The organism is Mycetocola sp. JXN-3 (genome assembly GCF_014522285.1).
Classification (GTDB): Bacteria; Actinomycetota; Actinomycetes; order Actinomycetales; family Microbacteriaceae; genus Mycetocola; species Mycetocola saprophilus.
In genome coordinates this window covers 331,314-347,768 of record NZ_CP041635.1, presented here as the reverse complement: position 1 = coordinate 347,768, position 16,455 = coordinate 331,314, and the positions used below count along the sequence as shown (strand labels likewise).

The 16,455-nt window shown below is 66.7% G+C and carries 18 protein-coding genes; 7 read left to right on the top strand and 11 right to left on the bottom strand.

Features of this window, described 5'->3' with window-relative positions:
• Positions 1-26: 26 nt before the first annotated feature.
• The 3 genes from C7C57_RS01680 to C7C57_RS01670 form a co-directional block, all read right to left on the bottom strand.
• Positions 27-1,301: a type II toxin-antitoxin system HipA family toxin gene (locus C7C57_RS01680; RefSeq protein ID WP_187977363.1), complete on the bottom strand. Its 1,275-nt coding sequence runs from the start codon at positions 1,299-1,301 to the stop codon at positions 27-29.
• Positions 1,298-1,585 carry a helix-turn-helix domain-containing protein gene (locus C7C57_RS15955; protein ID WP_370581461.1) on the bottom strand — a complete coding sequence of 96 codons (288 nt, stop codon included), beginning with the start codon at positions 1,583-1,585 and terminating at the stop codon, positions 1,298-1,300. The genes C7C57_RS01680 and C7C57_RS15955 overlap by 4 nt, the downstream gene beginning before the upstream one ends.
• Before the next feature lie 162 nt (positions 1,586-1,747).
• Positions 1,748-2,179, bottom strand: coding sequence for a GNAT family N-acetyltransferase (locus C7C57_RS01670; protein ID WP_187977361.1), 432 nt, complete (start codon positions 2,177-2,179; stop codon positions 1,748-1,750).
• 187 nt (positions 2,180-2,366) lie between these two features.
• Here C7C57_RS01670 and C7C57_RS01665 point away from each other — a divergent pair, with 187 nt between their 5' ends.
• Positions 2,367-3,320, top strand: coding sequence for a pseudouridine synthase (locus C7C57_RS01665; RefSeq protein WP_223144775.1), 954 nt, complete (start codon positions 2,367-2,369; stop codon positions 3,318-3,320).
• 185 nt (positions 3,321-3,505) lie between these two features.
• On the opposite strand, the gene C7C57_RS01660 is transcribed toward C7C57_RS01665, so the two are convergent.
• Entirely contained in the window at positions 3,506-4,108 is a 603-nt protein-coding gene (locus C7C57_RS01660; RefSeq protein WP_187977359.1) for a class I SAM-dependent methyltransferase, read from the bottom strand.
• 27 nt (positions 4,109-4,135) lie between these two features.
• On the bottom strand, positions 4,136-4,675 hold the full coding sequence (locus tag C7C57_RS01655; protein ID WP_255505746.1) for a GNAT family N-acetyltransferase: 540 nt from the start codon (positions 4,673-4,675) through the stop codon (positions 4,136-4,138).
• Between the two features lie 102 nt (positions 4,676-4,777).
• Between C7C57_RS01655 and C7C57_RS01650 the strand changes: the two genes are divergently transcribed.
• The 6 genes from C7C57_RS01650 (at position 4,778) to C7C57_RS01625 (ending at position 9,679) form a co-directional block, all read left to right on the top strand.
• On the top strand, positions 4,778-6,163 hold the full coding sequence (locus C7C57_RS01650) for a DHA2 family efflux MFS transporter permease subunit (protein ID WP_030147915.1): 1,386 nt from the start codon (positions 4,778-4,780) through the stop codon (positions 6,161-6,163).
• A 32-nt stretch (positions 6,164-6,195) separates the two neighbouring features.
• Positions 6,196-6,840 carry a TetR/AcrR family transcriptional regulator gene (locus C7C57_RS01645; RefSeq protein ID WP_187977357.1) on the top strand — a complete coding sequence of 215 codons (645 nt, stop codon included), beginning with the start codon at positions 6,196-6,198 and terminating at the stop codon, positions 6,838-6,840.
• Positions 6,837-7,718 (top strand): DMT family transporter, encoded by an 882-nt coding sequence (locus C7C57_RS01640; protein WP_187977356.1) that lies wholly within the window; start codon positions 6,837-6,839, stop codon positions 7,716-7,718. Before C7C57_RS01645 ends, C7C57_RS01640 begins: the two co-directional genes overlap by 4 nt.
• Before the next feature lie 9 nt (positions 7,719-7,727).
• Positions 7,728-8,591: a hypothetical protein gene (locus C7C57_RS01635; protein ID WP_187977355.1), complete on the top strand. Its 864-nt coding sequence runs from the start codon at positions 7,728-7,730 to the stop codon at positions 8,589-8,591.
• Positions 8,592-8,664: 73 nt separating this feature from the next.
• Positions 8,665-8,940, top strand: coding sequence for a hypothetical protein (locus C7C57_RS01630; protein WP_187977354.1), 276 nt, complete (start codon positions 8,665-8,667; stop codon positions 8,938-8,940).
• Positions 8,941-9,367: 427 nt separating this feature from the next.
• Positions 9,368-9,679: a hypothetical protein gene (locus C7C57_RS01625; protein ID WP_030147910.1), complete on the top strand. Its 312-nt coding sequence runs from the start codon at positions 9,368-9,370 to the stop codon at positions 9,677-9,679.
• On the opposite strand, the gene C7C57_RS01620 is transcribed toward C7C57_RS01625, so the two are convergent.
• From C7C57_RS01620 to C7C57_RS01595, 6 genes are all read right to left on the bottom strand, one after another.
• Positions 9,676-10,377: a DUF998 domain-containing protein gene (locus C7C57_RS01620; protein WP_187977353.1), complete on the bottom strand. Its 702-nt coding sequence runs from the start codon at positions 10,375-10,377 to the stop codon at positions 9,676-9,678. The genes C7C57_RS01625 and C7C57_RS01620 overlap by 4 nt on opposite strands.
• A gap of 8 nt (positions 10,378-10,385) precedes the next feature.
• Entirely contained in the window at positions 10,386-11,420 is a 1,035-nt protein-coding gene (locus tag C7C57_RS01615; protein ID WP_187977352.1) for an alpha/beta hydrolase, read from the bottom strand.
• 57 nt (positions 11,421-11,477) lie between these two features.
• On the bottom strand, positions 11,478-12,437 hold the full coding sequence (locus C7C57_RS01610) for a neutral zinc metallopeptidase (RefSeq protein WP_187977351.1): 960 nt from the start codon (positions 12,435-12,437) through the stop codon (positions 11,478-11,480).
• Between the two features lie 64 nt (positions 12,438-12,501).
• Entirely contained in the window at positions 12,502-13,317 is an 816-nt protein-coding gene (locus tag C7C57_RS01605; RefSeq protein WP_187977350.1) for an ABC transporter permease subunit, read from the bottom strand.
• Positions 13,314-14,255: an ABC transporter ATP-binding protein gene (locus C7C57_RS01600; protein ID WP_187977349.1), complete on the bottom strand. Its 942-nt coding sequence runs from the start codon at positions 14,253-14,255 to the stop codon at positions 13,314-13,316. The genes C7C57_RS01605 and C7C57_RS01600 overlap by 4 nt, the downstream gene beginning before the upstream one ends.
• A gap of 114 nt (positions 14,256-14,369) precedes the next feature.
• Complete coding sequence (locus C7C57_RS01595) at positions 14,370-16,421, bottom strand: acyl-CoA dehydrogenase (protein WP_187977348.1); 2,052 nt, start codon at positions 16,419-16,421, stop codon at positions 14,370-14,372.
• Positions 16,422-16,455 lie beyond the last annotated feature (34 nt).

The window sequence follows — 16,455 nt, the reverse complement described above, 5'->3', positions numbered from 1 at the left end:
GGTTTTGTTGCCTTCAAATTGCGTGATCAAGCGTTTAGATGTGTCTCGATGAAGCCTTCGGCACACTCACGCTGCCGCTCATCAAATGCGCTCGACATGTGCTCAACTTCGGCCGCGGAGATACCGCGACGGCTGGCGAATTCTCGCCACCGCTTTACGGCGTCCACAACACGAGCAAACACCTGAGCTGCCTCCCGCGCCGTGAGCCCATAGGTCTTGTGGTCAGCGGCAAGTAGGCTGATATCTCGATCCAGCGGATTATCATCGTCGTTGATGGGCCGCGCCTGAACCTTCACACCGGCGCGCGTGGGGTTGACGTCAAATAGTGGGCTCAGCCGCCAGCCGCCCCCTTCGCGCACAAACCCGTGGTTTTTCCAGTGATCGTCGAGGTTTCTCACGAGAAGGGTGAGAGCGATCCGTCCAAACAGCTCCCTCAAGTCATCTCGAGACCCGGTGAGTGAATCAACCGTATCGGCAAAATCTGCGTAGGTCGCACGCCCCTGGCGTCCAAGGGACATCGCCGACATTGCAGAGATGTAGCCCACTCGACGCTCATCGACTCGATCAAAACGCTTCACGAGGAGCGACGACCCCAGGCCCTCCGCGCGGATCAGCTCGAACGGGGGAACGTCTAATCCGGCCTCGCCTGCAATTTCGAGAGCCACGGCCTCCCACGCCTCGATATCCACACGTCGATCCCTGTTTGAGGGAAGCTTAAGAATCCACAACGAGCCGTCCTCTCGCCGTATATTCACCTTCGGTCGGGCCCCACCCAGGCTTGAGCCCGCAACACCGAGAAGTTCCAAATCCTCCGCAGTGGACTCATAGACCTCAAACCGAGCTGCGGCTGCGGCCAGGCGGTGAGCATCCGCAACCCGAGGCTCAGAATGCGGTGCATTCGTGAGCCATTCACCAGCATGCTTGAGCCGAATCGCACCCATCCGCGAAACATCATTGAGCTGTACGAGGTGGTCGAAAGCCCCAATTGCGCGAGGCTGCTCCGGGTCGCGCTCATCGGCATAGGCCGCATCAATCAGTGCCGCGCCCCAGTCTTCGGGCGAAACATCGTCAAACGCCCCGAACAATTCGGTATCCGCACCCGAATACTGCCGTCCGGGTACGAGCGGTAGGTCGGGCGAAAGCGCATAACTCCGCGAATCCTGAAGGTACGACGAAGCATATTCGAAGGACGAAGCCGACAGCCGCCTACCCGCCCCAAAGGACGCCCGAAGAATCCCCACCAGTTCCGGCTCGCCGAGACCCTCATCGAGATAGACCTCCACTTCGTTCAGCAGTCTCATTTCGTGAGCGCAATCTTCTCGTCCATGAGCGCTCGTCCGGCAGGTGAGGCCCACGGATCGCTACTCGAGATGACGGTGTTCGCGATACCAAGAACACTCAAAACCGCCAAAAGGGAATCCATACGGGCAGAGCCCGCTCCGTTCTCAATGGAACGGAGCGTGTCACGCGTCACGAATGCGCGCTCAGCGAGCTGCGAAGCGCTCATGCCCTGGAGCTTCCGCCAGCGCGCGATGTTCTCTCCGAGATCCGCGAGCTGCCGATCTCTCGCCGGCGACCGACGCATGACCATAATTCACCCCATTCTGAAGCCTATAGCTGTCAATTCTATTTCAGTTGAACTATTTATGTGCCAGACCTCATCAACCGAGGTCGTTGGGACTCCTCATTCCACCAGGTCCTCTCCACCGACTACCGGACTGCGGTCTTACCTCACCTGCATGCGCGTCTAGTCTCCGCTCGTGTCGCCCGCGCCGCGCACCATCACGCGGGTGGGATCGGCGAAGTGGGTGAAGCCGTACTGCTCGTAGAGGCCCTGGGCAGTCACGGTGGTAAGGATGAGGCGGCGCAGACCCAGCGGTTCGAGGTCTTCGATGACGGCGGCCATCAGCATCTTGCCCAGGCCCTCCCCACGCGTATCCGAGTCCACAAAGACGTCGCAGACCCAGCCAAACGTTGCCCCGTCGGTCACCACACGAGCATAGGCAACCTGGCGACCGGTCTCCTCCTCGTAAATCCCATAGTTTCGAGACGCGTCCATCGCCGTTTCCTGCGCCTCACGCGATCGATCCTGCGCCCAATACGATTCATCACGCAGCCAGGCGTGCACCCGGTCCCGGTCGACGCGGGCGGGGTCGGTGGAGAAGACATAGTTGCTCATGCGATCAGTCTAGGGAGCGGCCGCTTAGCAAAGGGTAAAGAGAACCTTGCGCTCGGAACCCTGCGTCGAGCCTCCGAGCGCGGTCGCACGGGTCACCCCGCGCTATCGGGGCAATTCGAGCGCCCCTCAGATCCGGATGCCGGCACACAGGAAGTCCGGGCTTCCCCGCTCGCGCTATGCTCTTCTAGTGCCTCCGCGTTCCCCCCTCCCCCAGCGTCTGGGCCTCGATGCGGCATGGCTGCGCACCAACGATGGCGACCGCTCGGCCCCTCCGGTGTGGACCACCATGCGCGAGTGGTTGCACTATCGCCTGCCCGAGAACGTCGAGGTGGATGCGTTCCTCGACACCGGCCGCTTTGTCTATGCCAACGGCGAGGCCGTCCATGGGGAAGACCGTTACCGGTCCAACACGTTTATCTGGTTCCACCGCGACCTCCCGGTCGAGACCCCGGTGCCGGGCAGGATCCGGGTGATCCACCGGGATGAGCGGATCGTGGTCATCGACAAGCCCCCGTTTCTCTCCTCGATCCCCCGCGGCCGCCACGTCCGCGAGAGCGTCGTGGTGCGGATGCGCGAGGAGCTGGGACTTCCCGAGCTCTCCCCCATGCACCGCCTCGACCGCGTCACCTCGGGAGTCCTGATGCTCGCGACCGAACAGCGCTGGCGCGCGCCCTACCAAACCATGTTTATGCGCGGCGAGGTGCAGAAGGTGTACCGGGCACTCGCCGGGATCCGCGAGGATCTGGTCTTGCCCACCGTCGTGCGCAACCACCTCATCAAGGAGCGTGGCATCATGAACGCGGAGATTGTGCCCGGGGCCGAGCCCAACTCCGAGTCGCTGGTCGAGCTGGAATCCGAGATCGCCCCCGGACCCGACGGTACCCGCCGCGGAATCTACCGGCTGAGCCCGCGCACCGGCAAGACCCATCAGCTGCGCATGCACCTGTGGAGCCTGGGGATTCCGATCGCCGGCGACCCGCTCTACCCGGTAGCCCAGGACGTCGCCGTGGACGACTTCAGCACCCCGCTCCAGCTTCTCGCCCACACCCTGAGCTTCAGCGATCCGATCGACGGAACCGAACGTCGCTTCGAAAGCACCCGGCCGTTCCCGCTCACGGCCGAATCGGGCGACTCTCGCTAGATCTGCGGAGGGGTTCGGCACCCGCGTCGAGTTCGGCATCCTCCGCGACCTCACCCCGCTTCGAGTCCACGTCGCCGAAGCCCAACGCTTCTGAAGCCCCACAGCTCAACGCCGTTGCGCCGCTGCGCCTCTGGGCCTCAACGCCTCAACGCCTCAACGCCTCAACGCCTCAACGCCTCAACGCCTCAACGCCTCAACGCGAGGATCGCACCGTGCGGACGCGCCCCCGGGTCGGTGCGCTCATGGGTCTCCAGCACGCCAAATCCCGCCGCCTCGATCCGCGCGGCCAACTCCGCGGTTGGCCAGGCATAGGCGGTGACCACCGCATGATCAAAGGGAGCCCCCACGGGACCGGTGAAAAACCCGACCGCCAAACCGCCACCCGGGACCACCACCCGCGCGCATTCGGCGAGCGCCCCGTCCAGCTCGGTGAGCGAGAGGTGAATAAGGGAGTACCAGGCGAGAATGCCGCCGATACTCCGATCCGCCGCCGGCAGATCCTGTACCGCGCCCTCCCGAAAACGCGCACCCGGATACCGCGCACGCGCATACGAGATGAACGCCGGCACCGGGTCGATCCCCACCGCAGAGGCACCGCGGGTGCGCAAAAACTCGGTCCAGTGGCCGGGCCCGCACCCCACATCCAGCACCGGCCCCGCAAGCCCTCGCGCCCAGGAGTCGATCAGTTCACGATCCGGGGCCGCCGTCGACTCGATGCTCCCCAACACCTCGATATATTCGGCGGCGCGAGAATCGTAGGCGTCTCGAATACCGGGATCATCGACCATGCTCCGACCCTACCCGGAACCCCGGGCCTACTCCAGGATGCGCTGATACAGCGCGTGGTCCTGCCACTCGCCGGCGATACGCAGGTAGCGCTTGGCGATCCCGATGTACTCGAACCCGTTCCGTTCAAGGACCCGTCGGGATCCCGTGTTGTGCAGCATGGCCCCGGCCTCCAGCCGGTGCAGCTTGAGGTCCTCGCGCGCGAGCCGGATCATCTCGGCCGCGACCGCCGAGGCCACCCCGCCGCCGGTAAATCGGGCATCCACCCAGTACCCCAGGAACGCGCTCTGCAGCGGACCCCGGATGATCGCGGTGAGGGCAGAGCGCCCCACAATCTCCCCGTCGTGGGTGAGCACCACCGGATACGTGGAACCGGCGTCGCGGGTGGCAATCTGCCGGCGAACGTCCTCGGCCTGCCAGCGCTCGGTGTAGTAGTCCTCGGGACGCGCCGGGTCCCACGGCGCCAGGTGCTCACGGTTACGTTCATAGGCGGCAACAAGCGCCGTCTCATCACCCTCGCGCAGATCACGCAGCGTAATACCGAGGGGAAGGTGTACGGGGTCAATCACTAGATCAACGTACATGAGATCCACGGCGGGGGCGATATACGATGTGTGTCGGACGTTACGCCCATATCGTTAGCAATCCTAAACATCTCGCGCGAATCGACTATGCCTCACGAAATCACCCCGCTGCGCCGCCTCCTGGCGATGATCGCGCTCCTGCTCTGCCAGCTCACCGCGACCATCGACGCCTCGATCGTCAACGTCGCCCTCCCCGCCCTCTCCCGCTCGCTGCACGCGGGCCCCTCGGACACCGTCTGGGTGACCACCGCATTCCTGCTGGCGGTGGCCTGTATGGTGCCGATGACCAGCGCCCTCGGCGACCAGATCGGCCAGCGCACCCTGTTCCTCGCCGGTGCCCCGCTGTTCACCCTGGCCTCGCTGGCCTGCGCACTCGCCCCGAGCCTGGGCTGGCTGATCGCCTTCCGGGTGGTTCAGGGCATCGGGTCGGCCATGATCATCGCCGCCGTGATTCCCATGTTCCGCTACCTCTACCCGCCGCAGCGCATCGGCAGCGTGATGGGCATCAACGCGATGGTGGTCGCCATCGGCACCGCCGCCGGCCCCACCCTCGGCGGCCTGATCCTCTCCGGTCTCGACTGGCCCTGGCTGTTCCTGATCAACGTGCCCATCGGCCTCATCTCGATTGTGCTCGGCGCGCTCTTCCTGCCGAAGACCCGGGCGCAGCGCGGGAACTTTGACGCCCGCGGATCCGTGCTGATCGCGCTGGCCATCGCCGCCTTCCTGCTGGGTGTCAACCAGCTGGTGGATCTCGGCACGATCTGGGTGCCGGGCATCCTGCTGGCCATCGGTGCCGCCTTCACCCTGTGGTTTATTCGGCATGAGCGGGTTGCCGCGCGTCCGATCATCCCGCCGCGGATCTGGAACGGGGTCTTCTCGATCGCCGTGCTCACCGCCTGGACCTCCTTCTTCGCCCAGGGCATCGCCTTCGTGGCGCTCCCCTTCCTCTTCCAGAGCGAGTTTGGTGCGACCCCGCTGCAATCGGCCCTGCTGTTTACCCCGTGGCCCGCGGTCATCATCCTGGTCGCGCCGATCTCCGGTCGCCTGGCCGACCGGATCCGTCCCGCCGTGCTCGCCCTGGTGGGCCTCGGCATCTACACCGTCGGACTGCTGATGCTGGCGATTGCCGGCCCCCACCCCTCGATCCTGCCGATCCTGATCGCCACCGCGATCTGCGGTCTCGGCTTCGGCACCTTCCAGAGCCCCAACAACCGCGACATGCTCTCCTCGGCACCGCTTGAACTCTCCTCCTCGGCCTCGGCGGTGCTCAATACCAACCGGACCATCGGGCAGTCGGCTGGCTCCGGGGCCGTCAGCATGGCCTTCGCCCTGTTCGGGGCCGAGGCGGCCTCGCTGGCCAAGCAGGCGGATGCGGCGGCGGGGGTGCTGTGGATCGCCGTCTTCGCGGCCCTGGCCTCGGTGGTCCTCAGCGCGCTGAAGGTCCGCCGACGCAGACCCGAACTCATTAATTAGGTAGCCGAGTCTATTTAAGAAATACTGGGGGCATGGAATCACAGGGCCGAAATATCGGCGCCCGCCGCGGCGCCGCCCGCGAACGCCTTCTCGACGCCGCCGCCCGTCACTTTTATGCGGACGGGATCGCCGCCACCGGGATCGACACGATCACCGCCACCGCCGGGGTCGCGAAGATGAGCCTGTACAACAACTTTGCGTCCAAATCAGCCCTGGTTGAGGCCTATATCGAGCGCCGTCACGAGGAGTGGCTTCACCTCTACGACGTCCGCCTCCGCGAGGCCGAGACTCCGCGGGCTCGGATCCTGGCGGTGTTTGATGCCTATATCGACCACGCGGAGGACGCCTATGATCACGCGTTCCGCGGCTGCGGCCTGCTGAACGCGGCCGCCGAGCTCCCCGCCGGCGATCCGGGTCGCCTGGCCGTGCGGCGGCATAAGGAGGAGGTGGAGCGGATCCTGCGGCGCGAACTGGACCGGCTCGTCGCGGCCGAAAACGCAGGGACGTCACCCGCCGGCACCTCGTCACCGCCCATCGCGGCCGAACGGGCCGAAACGCTGGCCACCCACCTCTCGTTTCTACTCGAGGGATCGATGGCTCGGGCGGGGCTCGACGGCACCTCGGACCAACTGCACACCGCGCGCGCACTCGCCGCGCGGCTCCTGACCCGCGCGTGAGCCGTCACACCACCGGCGTCCTCGCGGTCCTGACCGCCGCGCTGCTCTGGGGTACCACCGGCACCGCGGCCAGCCTGGTTTCCCAGGTGGGCGCGCTGGCAATCGGCTCGGCGGCGATGGGAATCGGCGGCCTCCTCCAGGCCCTGATCGCCCTCCCCGCCCTGCGCCGCTCGCGCCGCACCCTCGCCGCCCGGCGCGGCATGCTTGTGCTCGGGGCGATCTCGGTCGCGATCTATCCGCTGGCCTTCTACGGGTCGATGCGCCTGGGTGGCGTGGCGCTGGGCACGGTCATCTCGCTGGCCTCGGCCCCGCTACTCGCCGCCGTGCTGGAAGCGGTTCTGGATCGCACCCGCCTGCGCGGCCGCTGGTTTGTGGCCGCAGCCCTGGGCATCATCGGCAGCATTCTGCTGTGTCTGCCGCAGGGTCCCGCTGCCCCGCCCGCGGGCCCCAACATTCCCCTCGGGGTGATCCTCGGACTGATCGCCGGGGCCACCTATGCGGCCTACTCATATGCCGTGCGGCGAATGATGCGGCACGGCATCGGGCGCTCGGCCTCGATGGGCGCGGTGTTTGGGTGCGGGGCGCTGCTGTTGATTCCGGTCCTGCTTGCCACCGGTGCCCCGATCCTCTCCGGTCCGGCCCCGCTCGCGGTGACCGCATATATGGCACTGATCCCGATGTTTCTGGGGTATCTACTCTTCGGGTTTGGGCTCGCCCGCATCCCGGCGAGCACGGCGACGATGCTCACGCTCTCCGAACCGGCGATCGCCGCGGTCCTCGCGGTCCTGATCGTCGGCGAACACATCGGCCCGCCGGGATGGATCGGCCTGGGGATCATCGGCCTCAGCCTGCTAGCCGAGCTCGTGCCCCGCCGCTAGGCTACCGGCATGAGCACCACCGATCCGCTGGCCGCCGCCCACACCCGCCTGCGCGAATATCGCGGAAGCGGCCGCGCCGCCTTCCTCACCACGCTCTGGGGTATTCTCCTGCTGGCATCCGGCGCCACGCTCGCCTATGCCTTCAGCGGCCTCTTCGATCTGCTGCGCGCCGCCACACTGAACAGCATCTTCTCGGATACCCCGGACGGCCCCCTGGGGGCGCACTTCTTCTGGCTCCTCCCGATCGGGTTTATCGGCTCCCTCCTCTCCTTTGCCCTGCATCGGATCTGGGGCACCCGCTTTACCGGGACCCTGTTTACCCCGGTTCTGGGCACGCTGACCATCGCACTGATCGGTTGGAGCATCGCCGCCTGGTATGCGGCCTCACTGTTTGTGCGGCCCGATCGGATCGGTACGACGGTGGATCCGGCATTTGGCCAGAACGAGCCCTGGGGCGTGTGGGCGTGGATCATGTACGCCGGACGCTGGTGGTGGCCCGGCATCATCACCACCCTGTGCGTGATCAGCCTGATCATCGGGGTGGTGTCGCGCGCCCGGCGTCGCCGCCGGACCATGATCCTCGATGGCCTCCTCACCGGCGGACGTCGCACCCCGGGTCTGATCACCTCCGCCCCCACGGCCTCCCCCGATGCGGCCCGGGTCCTCGGGCGCCTCACCATTCAGTTCACCGATTCCGCGGGAACCCGACGCTGGATCCAGCCCACCGTACGCCTCGAGCGCGCCCTGATTCCGGCGGTAGGGTCCACGGTGACCGTCCTCTTTGACCCGCTGAAACCCGGGGACACCACGCGTATTTTCTGGTCCTTTGGGCCGGGAACCACGCGCGAGGAATTTACCCAGCACACGGTCTAACCCCGAGGGCCCGTTGTTTCGGTGACACGGCGCGCTAGGCTCGGAAGAACCACCCCACAACCGAAGGATCCCGATGAGCACCCCGAGCGACCAGCCCGTTTCCGAACAGCCGCGGCCCACCTGGTGGGGCACGCTGCTCTGGGTGCTGCTGCCGGTGCTTGTGATCGTCTATGTCATCCTGCTCGCACCGCTCGCCCTCCCCGCCGCCCTGGTCCTGGGTGCCCTGGGAATGTTCATCGGGCTGCGCCGCATAGCCAAGCAGGGCCCGACCGCCGGTCCGATCATCCTGGTTGTGGTGAACGCGCTGGTGGTGTCGATGAGTGTGCTCGCGCTGATCAACCCGGCCTAGCCCACGCCGCACTACCCGACGCCGACGGTTTTCCCCACCATCGCCGCGTGTGCACGCCCGGGCGCGTCACCCGGCCGGGGGACTTTCCCCAGGGTTGTCCACAGCTTCTCCCCGTTAACCACGGCGTTTTCCACCCCGGGTTGTGAGTTTCCCCCACATTACTCACAGAGTTATCCACAACCTGTGTGTAATTACATGTGTGTAACTCCGGGTGGACCGGGCGCGGCGAATCGGCGCCACCACACAGGGGGGTTACGCGGCATGAAATCGCCGCGGGATGCCGCCCTCAGCCCCGGGAGTGATCCGCATCCCTCTCAGGGATTGATCTCACTCTTCACAGCGATTACCAAACAGCGGGCGTACTAGTCTGGAGGCTGCATCACAATCATGCTCCCGGGATCCGCCCGGAGTACCGGAAAGGCACCACGTGAAACAGTCGAGACTCGGGATCTTCTTTGGCATCATCTCGATCCTCACCGGAATGGTGCTGCCCGTGTTCACGCTGGCGATGTTCTACTCCGACGGGCTCGAGGGCACCTTCTGGGTCCCCGTGCTCTTTATCCTGCCGCCGGTGAACTTCATCCTGCTGGGATGCCTGGTGATCAGCCTGGTGATGAGCATCCTGGCGATCGCCCGACACCGGGCCGCCCGCGTGCTCGGCCTGATCGGACTCTACCTCTGCGTCCTCCAGGTCTTCTGGTACGGATCGCTGATCATCACCCAGCAGCTCGTGCGCTAATCCCTCGCGCGCGCCACCCCGCGGGTCGCGCACCAGAGGATCGCGATCGAGGTCGCCACCAGCTCGCACCACGCGCCCAGCGCGGTCGCCACGTGGGCCAGCGCCAGCAGGCCGCCCACCCCGGCGATCACCGCCACGCCGATCGCCGCAGCCCAGGCGATCAGTCGGCTTCGGCGCTCGGCTCCGGCGAACGCCTGCGCGAGCATCGCGATGGCCACCAGGGCAAAGCCGGCGATCGCCGCGCTGATGTGGACGGTATCGCGCATCGTATGCAGCGGATCGCCGGGCACCGGGCAGCGGGCCGTGCACGGATACACGGTGGCAACCAGGAAACCGATGCCCGCCAGAATGAGACAGAAACCACCCAGCAGCGCGGCGCGCACGGCTCCCCGACTCTCGCCCGAGAGCGCGGCGCGCAGGGCATCCGGGCCCGGACCCACCGGCATACGCAGCAGCTCCGCGGTGCCCAGCAGCACCCCGGCGGCCGCAACCGTCCCGAGGGCCAGCGCAAACCACCCGGCATCGGGGGCCCCATCGGCGCCCAGCTCACTCACATAGGCGGGCGCCGCATGGCGCAGCCGGATCACCCAGATCGCGATCAGCGCGAGGACCGCCAGCACCGCCCCGATCCGCCCGAGGCTCACCCCCAGCAGCGGCGACACCGCCCGAACCGGCGCGACGCTCAGGCCGCGCGTCATCGCACCGCTCACGAACGCGGACCTGTCTGCTCGCGCACAAACGCCACAATCCGTTCGAGGGCGTGCTCCCCGTCGGCGTTACTCAGATCAAACTGATACTCGTGCTGAAGCGCGGGCTCGTGATCCTTCGGGTAGAACAGCGTGTCCACCTCGACCCCGAGTCCCGCCAGCCGGTCGGCCATCGCCTCGGACTGCGGGGCCAGGGAGTCCGCGTTGCCCGCGGTCAGGAAGCTCGGCGGGAAGTTCTTATCCACGTAGTTGAGGACCGAGGCCGTGCGGGTACGCGGATCCGAGGCGTAGTCGCGGGTGCCGGTGTAGGACCACAGCACGGTCTTCAGGAAGTCGCCGAACGGACCCTCGACGTTAGCCAGCGAGAGGTCGTAGGCCCCGCAGGCCAGCACCATCCCGCGCAGCGAGGATGCGGGGATCGAGGCCTCGATCGATACCTCGCGCGCATACTCGGGGTTGGTGATGATCGTCGCGGCCTGCGCGGCGATCTGCGAGCCGGCCGAGTCCCCCGCCAGCACCAGGTTGGTGGGATCGATCCCGAATTCCCTGGCATCGTGCAACAGGAACCCCAGCGCCGACATGGTCTGCACCACCGGGGTGGGATAGGTGGCCCCGGGGGCAATCGAATAGTTGATCCCCACCACGGTGAACCCCTCGGCGGCGAGAATCTTCAGGTAGTTGGTGATCTGCCCCTTGTCCCCCGAAATCCAGCCGCCCCCGTGCACCCACACGATCGTGGGCAGCGGCGTGGAACCGGCGCTCCGGGGACGGTAGATATCCATCACGGTATCGCGCTCATCCCCGTAATTCACGTCCGAGGTCACCTGCACCGGCAGCGCATCCGCCCGCTGGTTTAGCGCCGCGTTCATCTCCTCGCCGCCGCGGTCAAACATCGAGCGCACCACGAGAGCCGAGGGCCACGGGCTCACCCGAAACGCCGTCCAGGTGAGCGTGGCCAGTCCCACAATGATCGCCAGAATGATGGCGATCACACGCAGGAAAGGATGGCGGTGTCCCCAGGACAGTTCGGTCATTCCCCCAGCATATTAGGCGGAATGTTAAATCCCGCCGAAGGGACCGGAACGGCCCGGTTAGAGGCGCTTGGTATCAAACGTGTTGCAGGCGGTGGCGCCGCCGCGGTAGCCCTCGAGGAACCAGCGCTGCCGCTGATCGCTGGACCCGTGGGTCCAGGCCTCGGGGTGGACCGATCCACCCCCGAGCTCTTGAATCCGGTCGTCGCCCACCGCGGCCGCCGCATCGAGGGCATCGCGAATCTGCGCGTCGGTCGGCGGTTCGATCAGCCGGTTGCCGCCGCGATCGCGCACGTTGGCGGCCGAGCCCACCCAGGATCCGGCGTAGCAGTCGGCCTGCAGCTCGATCCGCACGGTGCCCGAGGTCGGACCGGTCTGGGTCCGGTCCACGGTGTCGAAGGTTCCCTCAAGGTTCTGGATGTGGTGACCCCACTCGTGCGCCACGATGTACAGCTCGGCCAGCGGTCCGCCGTGCGCACCGAACTGCGAGCTCAGCTGATCGAAGAACGCGGTGTCGATGTAGATGGTCTCGTCCCCGGGGCAGTAGAAGGGCCCGGTGGCGCTGGTGGCCGCGCCGCATCCGGTCGAGGTGGACCCGGAGAACAACGTGAACTCGGGGGTGTGGTAGCTCGCCCGAGCCCCCAGCGTGGTGAAGGCCCCGGTCCAATACGGATCCAGCGAGGCCGCGGCCCCGGCCATCCGGCAGTCCACGCTGTTGTTGGCGTCCTGCCCGGTCTTGCACCCCTCGAGGCTCTGCCCCACGATCGCGCCGGGCTGCTGTACCTCGGTGCCACCCAGGAATCCCGACAGGTCCACGCCGGTGAACTGGGCGATCAGGAAGATCGCGATCACCCCCAGACCGCCGCCACCCAGGGCCAGGCCCGTGGTGCGACCGCGACCGGCGCGCTTGACGTTGGTGCCGCCAATATCCGAGTTGGGGTTGAATGTCACGCGTGAACTCCTTGTCCTTGCACGCCACGATAGCGCACCCGGGCCCCCGGGTTCATCCCCGCCCGACACACAAAACCCCGGGACGATGAATCGTCCCGGGGTTGTCCCCGCCGAAGTTTCGCCGGGGTGTGGGTTAGGCGTCGCGCTTGAGCAGCGAGAACACACCGAGGATCAGGGACACCAGGGTCCATCCGGCCAGCAGCAGCGCGCTGGTGGCGAAGGTCCAGTCGTCTCCCATCGGTGCACCGGCCAGGCGCTGACCGGCGGAACCGATCAGGTACGGGTTCAGGTTGTTGATCCACTCGACCGGGATCAGCCCCAGTACCAGCGGGAGTACCAGGATGACACCCAGGGAGCCGGCAATCGCGCCGGCACCGCTGCGGATCAGGGTACCCAGGCCCAGCGCGAACAGGGCCACGCAGGCCACGTAGAGGGCGCCACCCAGCACGTGGGGCAGCACGTCACCGTCGAAGAGCGAGGCGTTCTGGCCGCGACCCATCAGGATCAGCGCGACGGCGAGGTAGGATGCGGCGGCCGAAACCAGGGCGATGATCCCGGTGCTGATAAACAGCACCACGGCCTTGGCGATGAACGCGCCCAGGCGCTTGGGGGCCGCGGTCAGCGTGGTCCGGATCATGCCGGTGGAGTACTCGCCGGTGATGATCAGCGCGCCGAGTACCGCGGCGATCAGCTGGCCGATCATCACGCTGCCGGAGGTGGCCGCCTGCACGACGCTAATCGGGGTCATCGCAAAATCGCCGGTGCCGGCGGTATCGATGGAGGTGGCCATGAGCAACCCCAGGCCACCGCTCAGCAGAATCATGATCGCAAACGACCACAGGGTCGAACGCAGCGTGCGCAGCTTAATCCACTCGGAGTTCAGCAGTCCGCCGAAGCTCAGCCGGTAGCTCGCGCGGGGCGGGGCCTGGATGGTAGCGGTTGCGGTCATCGTTTCGTCTCCTCGAGGGTACCGCCGGTGCGGTATTCCACGTCGTTTTCGGTGAGTTCCATATAGGCCTCTTCGAGCGAGGCGCGAACGGGGGTGAGCTCGTGCAGCGGAATGCCCAGCTCGGCGGCGGCATCGCCCACCCCGGCGGCGGTGTATCCCGAGATCTGCAGCTGATTGACGCCGAGCGGATCGATCCGGGCGCGCGAGCCGGGACCGGCCGCATTGAGTAGGGCCTGGGCCAGCTCGTTTGCCCGCGGGCTGGTGACGCGCACGGTTTCATGGGAGGAACCGGCGATGAAGTCCTGCACCGGGGCATCGGCGATCAGGCGGCCCTTGCCCAGCACGATGATGTGATCGGCGGTCTGCGCCATCTCGCTCATCAGGTGGCTGGAGAGCAGGACCGTGCGGCCCTGAGCGGCGAGCGAGCGGGTCAGCTGGCGCACCCAGCGCACACCCTCGGGGTCGAGACCGTTCACCGGCTCGTCGAGGATCAGGGTCTGCGGGTCGCCGAGCAGCGCGGCGGCGATGCCCAGGCGCTGGCCCATACCGAGGGAGAACCCACCCACCCGCTTGTGGGCGACGGCGCCGAGGCCGGTGAGTTCGATAACCTCGTGCACGCGGCGGACCGGGATTCCGTGGGTCGCGGCCAGGGCACGCAGGTGGTTAAAGGCGCTGCGGCCGGTGTGCACGGCCTTGGCATCCAGCAGCACACCCACCTCCTGCAGCGGAGCGGACAGATCGCGGTAGCGCTTGCCGTTGACGGTGACGCTGCCCGCGGTGGGCTTGTCGAGGCCCACGATCATGCGCATCGTGGTGGACTTGCCGGCGCCGTTGGGACCGAGGAACCCGGTCACCATTCCCGGCTTTACCGAAAAGGTCACCCCGTTGACGGCGGTCTTGGCCCCGTACTGTTTGGTGAGATTGGTTGCGTTGATCATGTTCCCACCCTATTTTCAGCACACCCGTGCTGGCATCCACCCCACGGGCCAAAACAGACGTGTGGGGATCATCCGATCGGATGACCCCCACACGCGGCACTCTCGGGGCAGTCCCTAGGCGCGCGCCGCCTTCTTCTTCAGCTTCTTCTCGTCGATCGGGGCCTCACCGCTCGCGCGCTGGGTGCGGTAGTACTGACGAGCCTCCTCCTGACGCTCCTCCTCGGCACCGGTGGCGATCTTCGCGCGCAGGTGCTCGGGGCCGTAACCGAAGGCCTCCACCAGACCCTGAGCCTGCGGACGCAGACGCTCGACCAGGCGATCGATATAGGCGCTCACGGCCTGGGCCCGCGCCGGCGAGAGGCGACCATTGATCAGGTACCAGGCCGCGTGCTTCTCGATCAGGCTGAGCCCAAAGAGGTCGCGCAGCCAGGTCAGCACGGACTGGGTATCCCGGTCGGTGATCTTATCGACGGCCCGGGTAAAGGCTTCCCACTGGAGCAGCTCGGCGTGGGCTCGGGCGGCCTCGATCAGCTCGTTCTGCTGCGAGTTGAACAGCGCGGCAGCCTCGGTGGCACCGAGCTTGCCGGCCGGGCGCAGGCGTCCGGCGATCTCCCCGATCATGGTTTCCACGCGGCCGGTCAGCAGGTCGCGCTGCTCATCGGCGTCCCGCACATGCCCCACCGAACGCGCCACCTGACCGAGGTCGGCGACGTTCTGGGTGAGCCGGCGCAGCCCCGATCCGTGGAAGGCGCGGTCGGTGGCCTGGCCCACCGCGAAGCGGGCGAGGTCTCCGCCGCTGGCACCCTTGAACCGACGCGCGTAGTCGCCCAGCAGGCGCTTGCCCACGAGCTGCAGCAGCACGGTGTTATCGCCCTCGAAGGTCACGTAGACATCGAGGTCGGCGCGCAGCCCGACCAGGCGGTTTTCGGCCAGGAAGCCCGCGCCGCCGCAGGCCTCGCGCGCCTCCTGCAGCACCTCGAGCGCGTTCCAGGTGGACAGCGACTTGAGGGCGGCGGCCAGGGTCTCCAGATCCTGGCGGTCCTCATCGGTGTCCTCGGCCCCGCTAAACACCGCATCAAACTTGGTGAGCAGCTCATCGTGGGCGAAGTTTTGGGCGAAGGTCTGGGCGAGCTTGGGGATCAGCCGGCGCTGGTGGCGCTGATAGTCGAGCAGCACCTGCTCGTCATACTCGGAGGCCGCGTTGAACTGGCGGCGCTGGTTGGCGTAGGTAAGCGCGATCTGCAGGCCGATGGCGCTGGCGACGGTGGCCGCACCATCCAGCGACACCCGCCCCTGAACCAGGGTCCCCAGCATCGTGAAGAAGCGACGACCCGGGCTCTCGATCGGCGAGGTGTAGCTGCCGTCGGCGGCCACGTCGCCGTAGCGGTTGAGCAGGTTGGTGCGCGGGATGCGCACATCGGTGAAGTGCAGGCGACCGTTATCGATGCCGTTGAGCCCGCCCTTGAGGCCGTCATCCTCGCCGCCGACGCCGGGCAGGAAGTTCCCGTGCTCATCACGCAGCTCGATAAAGAAGGCGTGCACGCCGTGGTTCACGCCGCCGGTGATCAGCTGGGCAAACAGCACCCCGGCGCGGCCGTGGATGGCCGCATTGCCGAGGTAGTCCTTCCAGGCCCCGCGGAACGGGGTGTTGATCACAAACTCGTCGGTGTCGCCGTCGAAGGTCGCGGTGGTGCCGATCGAGGCCACGTCCGATCCGTGTCCGGTCTCGGTCATCGCAAAGACCCCGGGGATCTCCAGGCTCATGATGCCCGGCAGCCAACGCTTGTGGTGCTCGGCGGTACCCAGGTGCATCACCGCGGACCCAAACAGGCCCCACTGCACGCCGGCCTTGATCTGCAGCGAGGGATCCGCCGCCACCAGCTCCTCAAACCCGGCGATATTGCCGCCATGGTCCTCGCGCCCACCCACCGATTTGGGGAAGGCCGCGTGAACCTGGCCGTCGTTCACCAGCAGCTTCAGCTGGTCGAGCACGCGCTCGCGGTGCTCGTCCATCCCGAGCAGCGGATCGCGCTGCATCTCGGGTTTGGCCGCAAGTTCGCGCGAGTGCAGCCGAGCCTCGGGCCAACGGCCCAGGAGCGCCCGATGCAGGATCTCGTGGTTGAAGGTGGCGCCATTGCCGGAGGCGTTGGGTGAGGTGTTGGACATCGCTGGCCGTGCCTTTCCAAAATCGTGGATCGTC

What these genes read in the sequence shown, in the direction of transcription:
- C7C57_RS01680 (WP_187977363.1), bottom strand. Translation starts at nt 1,301, where the DNA reads ATGAGACTGCTGAACGAAGTGGAGGTCTATCTCGATGAGGGTCTCGGC.
- C7C57_RS15955 (WP_370581461.1), bottom strand. Translation starts at nt 1,585, where the DNA reads ATGCGTCGGTCGCCGGCGAGAGATCGGCAGCTCGCGGATCTCGGAGAG.
- C7C57_RS01670 (WP_187977361.1), bottom strand. Translation starts at nt 2,179, where the DNA reads ATGAGCAACTATGTCTTCTCCACCGACCCCGCCCGCGTCGACCGGGAC.
- C7C57_RS01660 (WP_187977359.1), bottom strand. Translation starts at nt 4,108, where the DNA reads ATGGTCGATGATCCCGGTATTCGAGACGCCTACGATTCTCGCGCCGCC.
- C7C57_RS01650 (WP_030147915.1), top strand. Translation starts at nt 4,778, where the DNA reads ATGCCTCACGAAATCACCCCGCTGCGCCGCCTCCTGGCGATGATCGCG.
- C7C57_RS01645 (WP_187977357.1), top strand. Translation starts at nt 6,196, where the DNA reads ATGGAATCACAGGGCCGAAATATCGGCGCCCGCCGCGGCGCCGCCCGC.
- C7C57_RS01635 (WP_187977355.1), top strand. Translation starts at nt 7,728, where the DNA reads ATGAGCACCACCGATCCGCTGGCCGCCGCCCACACCCGCCTGCGCGAA.
- C7C57_RS01630 (WP_187977354.1), top strand. Translation starts at nt 8,665, where the DNA reads ATGAGCACCCCGAGCGACCAGCCCGTTTCCGAACAGCCGCGGCCCACC.
- C7C57_RS01620 (WP_187977353.1), bottom strand. Translation starts at nt 10,377, where the DNA reads ATGACGCGCGGCCTGAGCGTCGCGCCGGTTCGGGCGGTGTCGCCGCTG.
- C7C57_RS01615 (WP_187977352.1), bottom strand. Translation starts at nt 11,420, where the DNA reads ATGACCGAACTGTCCTGGGGACACCGCCATCCTTTCCTGCGTGTGATC.
- C7C57_RS01605 (WP_187977350.1), bottom strand. Translation starts at nt 13,317, where the DNA reads ATGACCGCAACCGCTACCATCCAGGCCCCGCCCCGCGCGAGCTACCGG.
- C7C57_RS01600 (WP_187977349.1), bottom strand. Translation starts at nt 14,255, where the DNA reads ATGATCAACGCAACCAATCTCACCAAACAGTACGGGGCCAAGACCGCC.
- C7C57_RS01595 (WP_187977348.1), bottom strand. Translation starts at nt 16,421, where the DNA reads ATGTCCAACACCTCACCCAACGCCTCCGGCAATGGCGCCACCTTCAAC.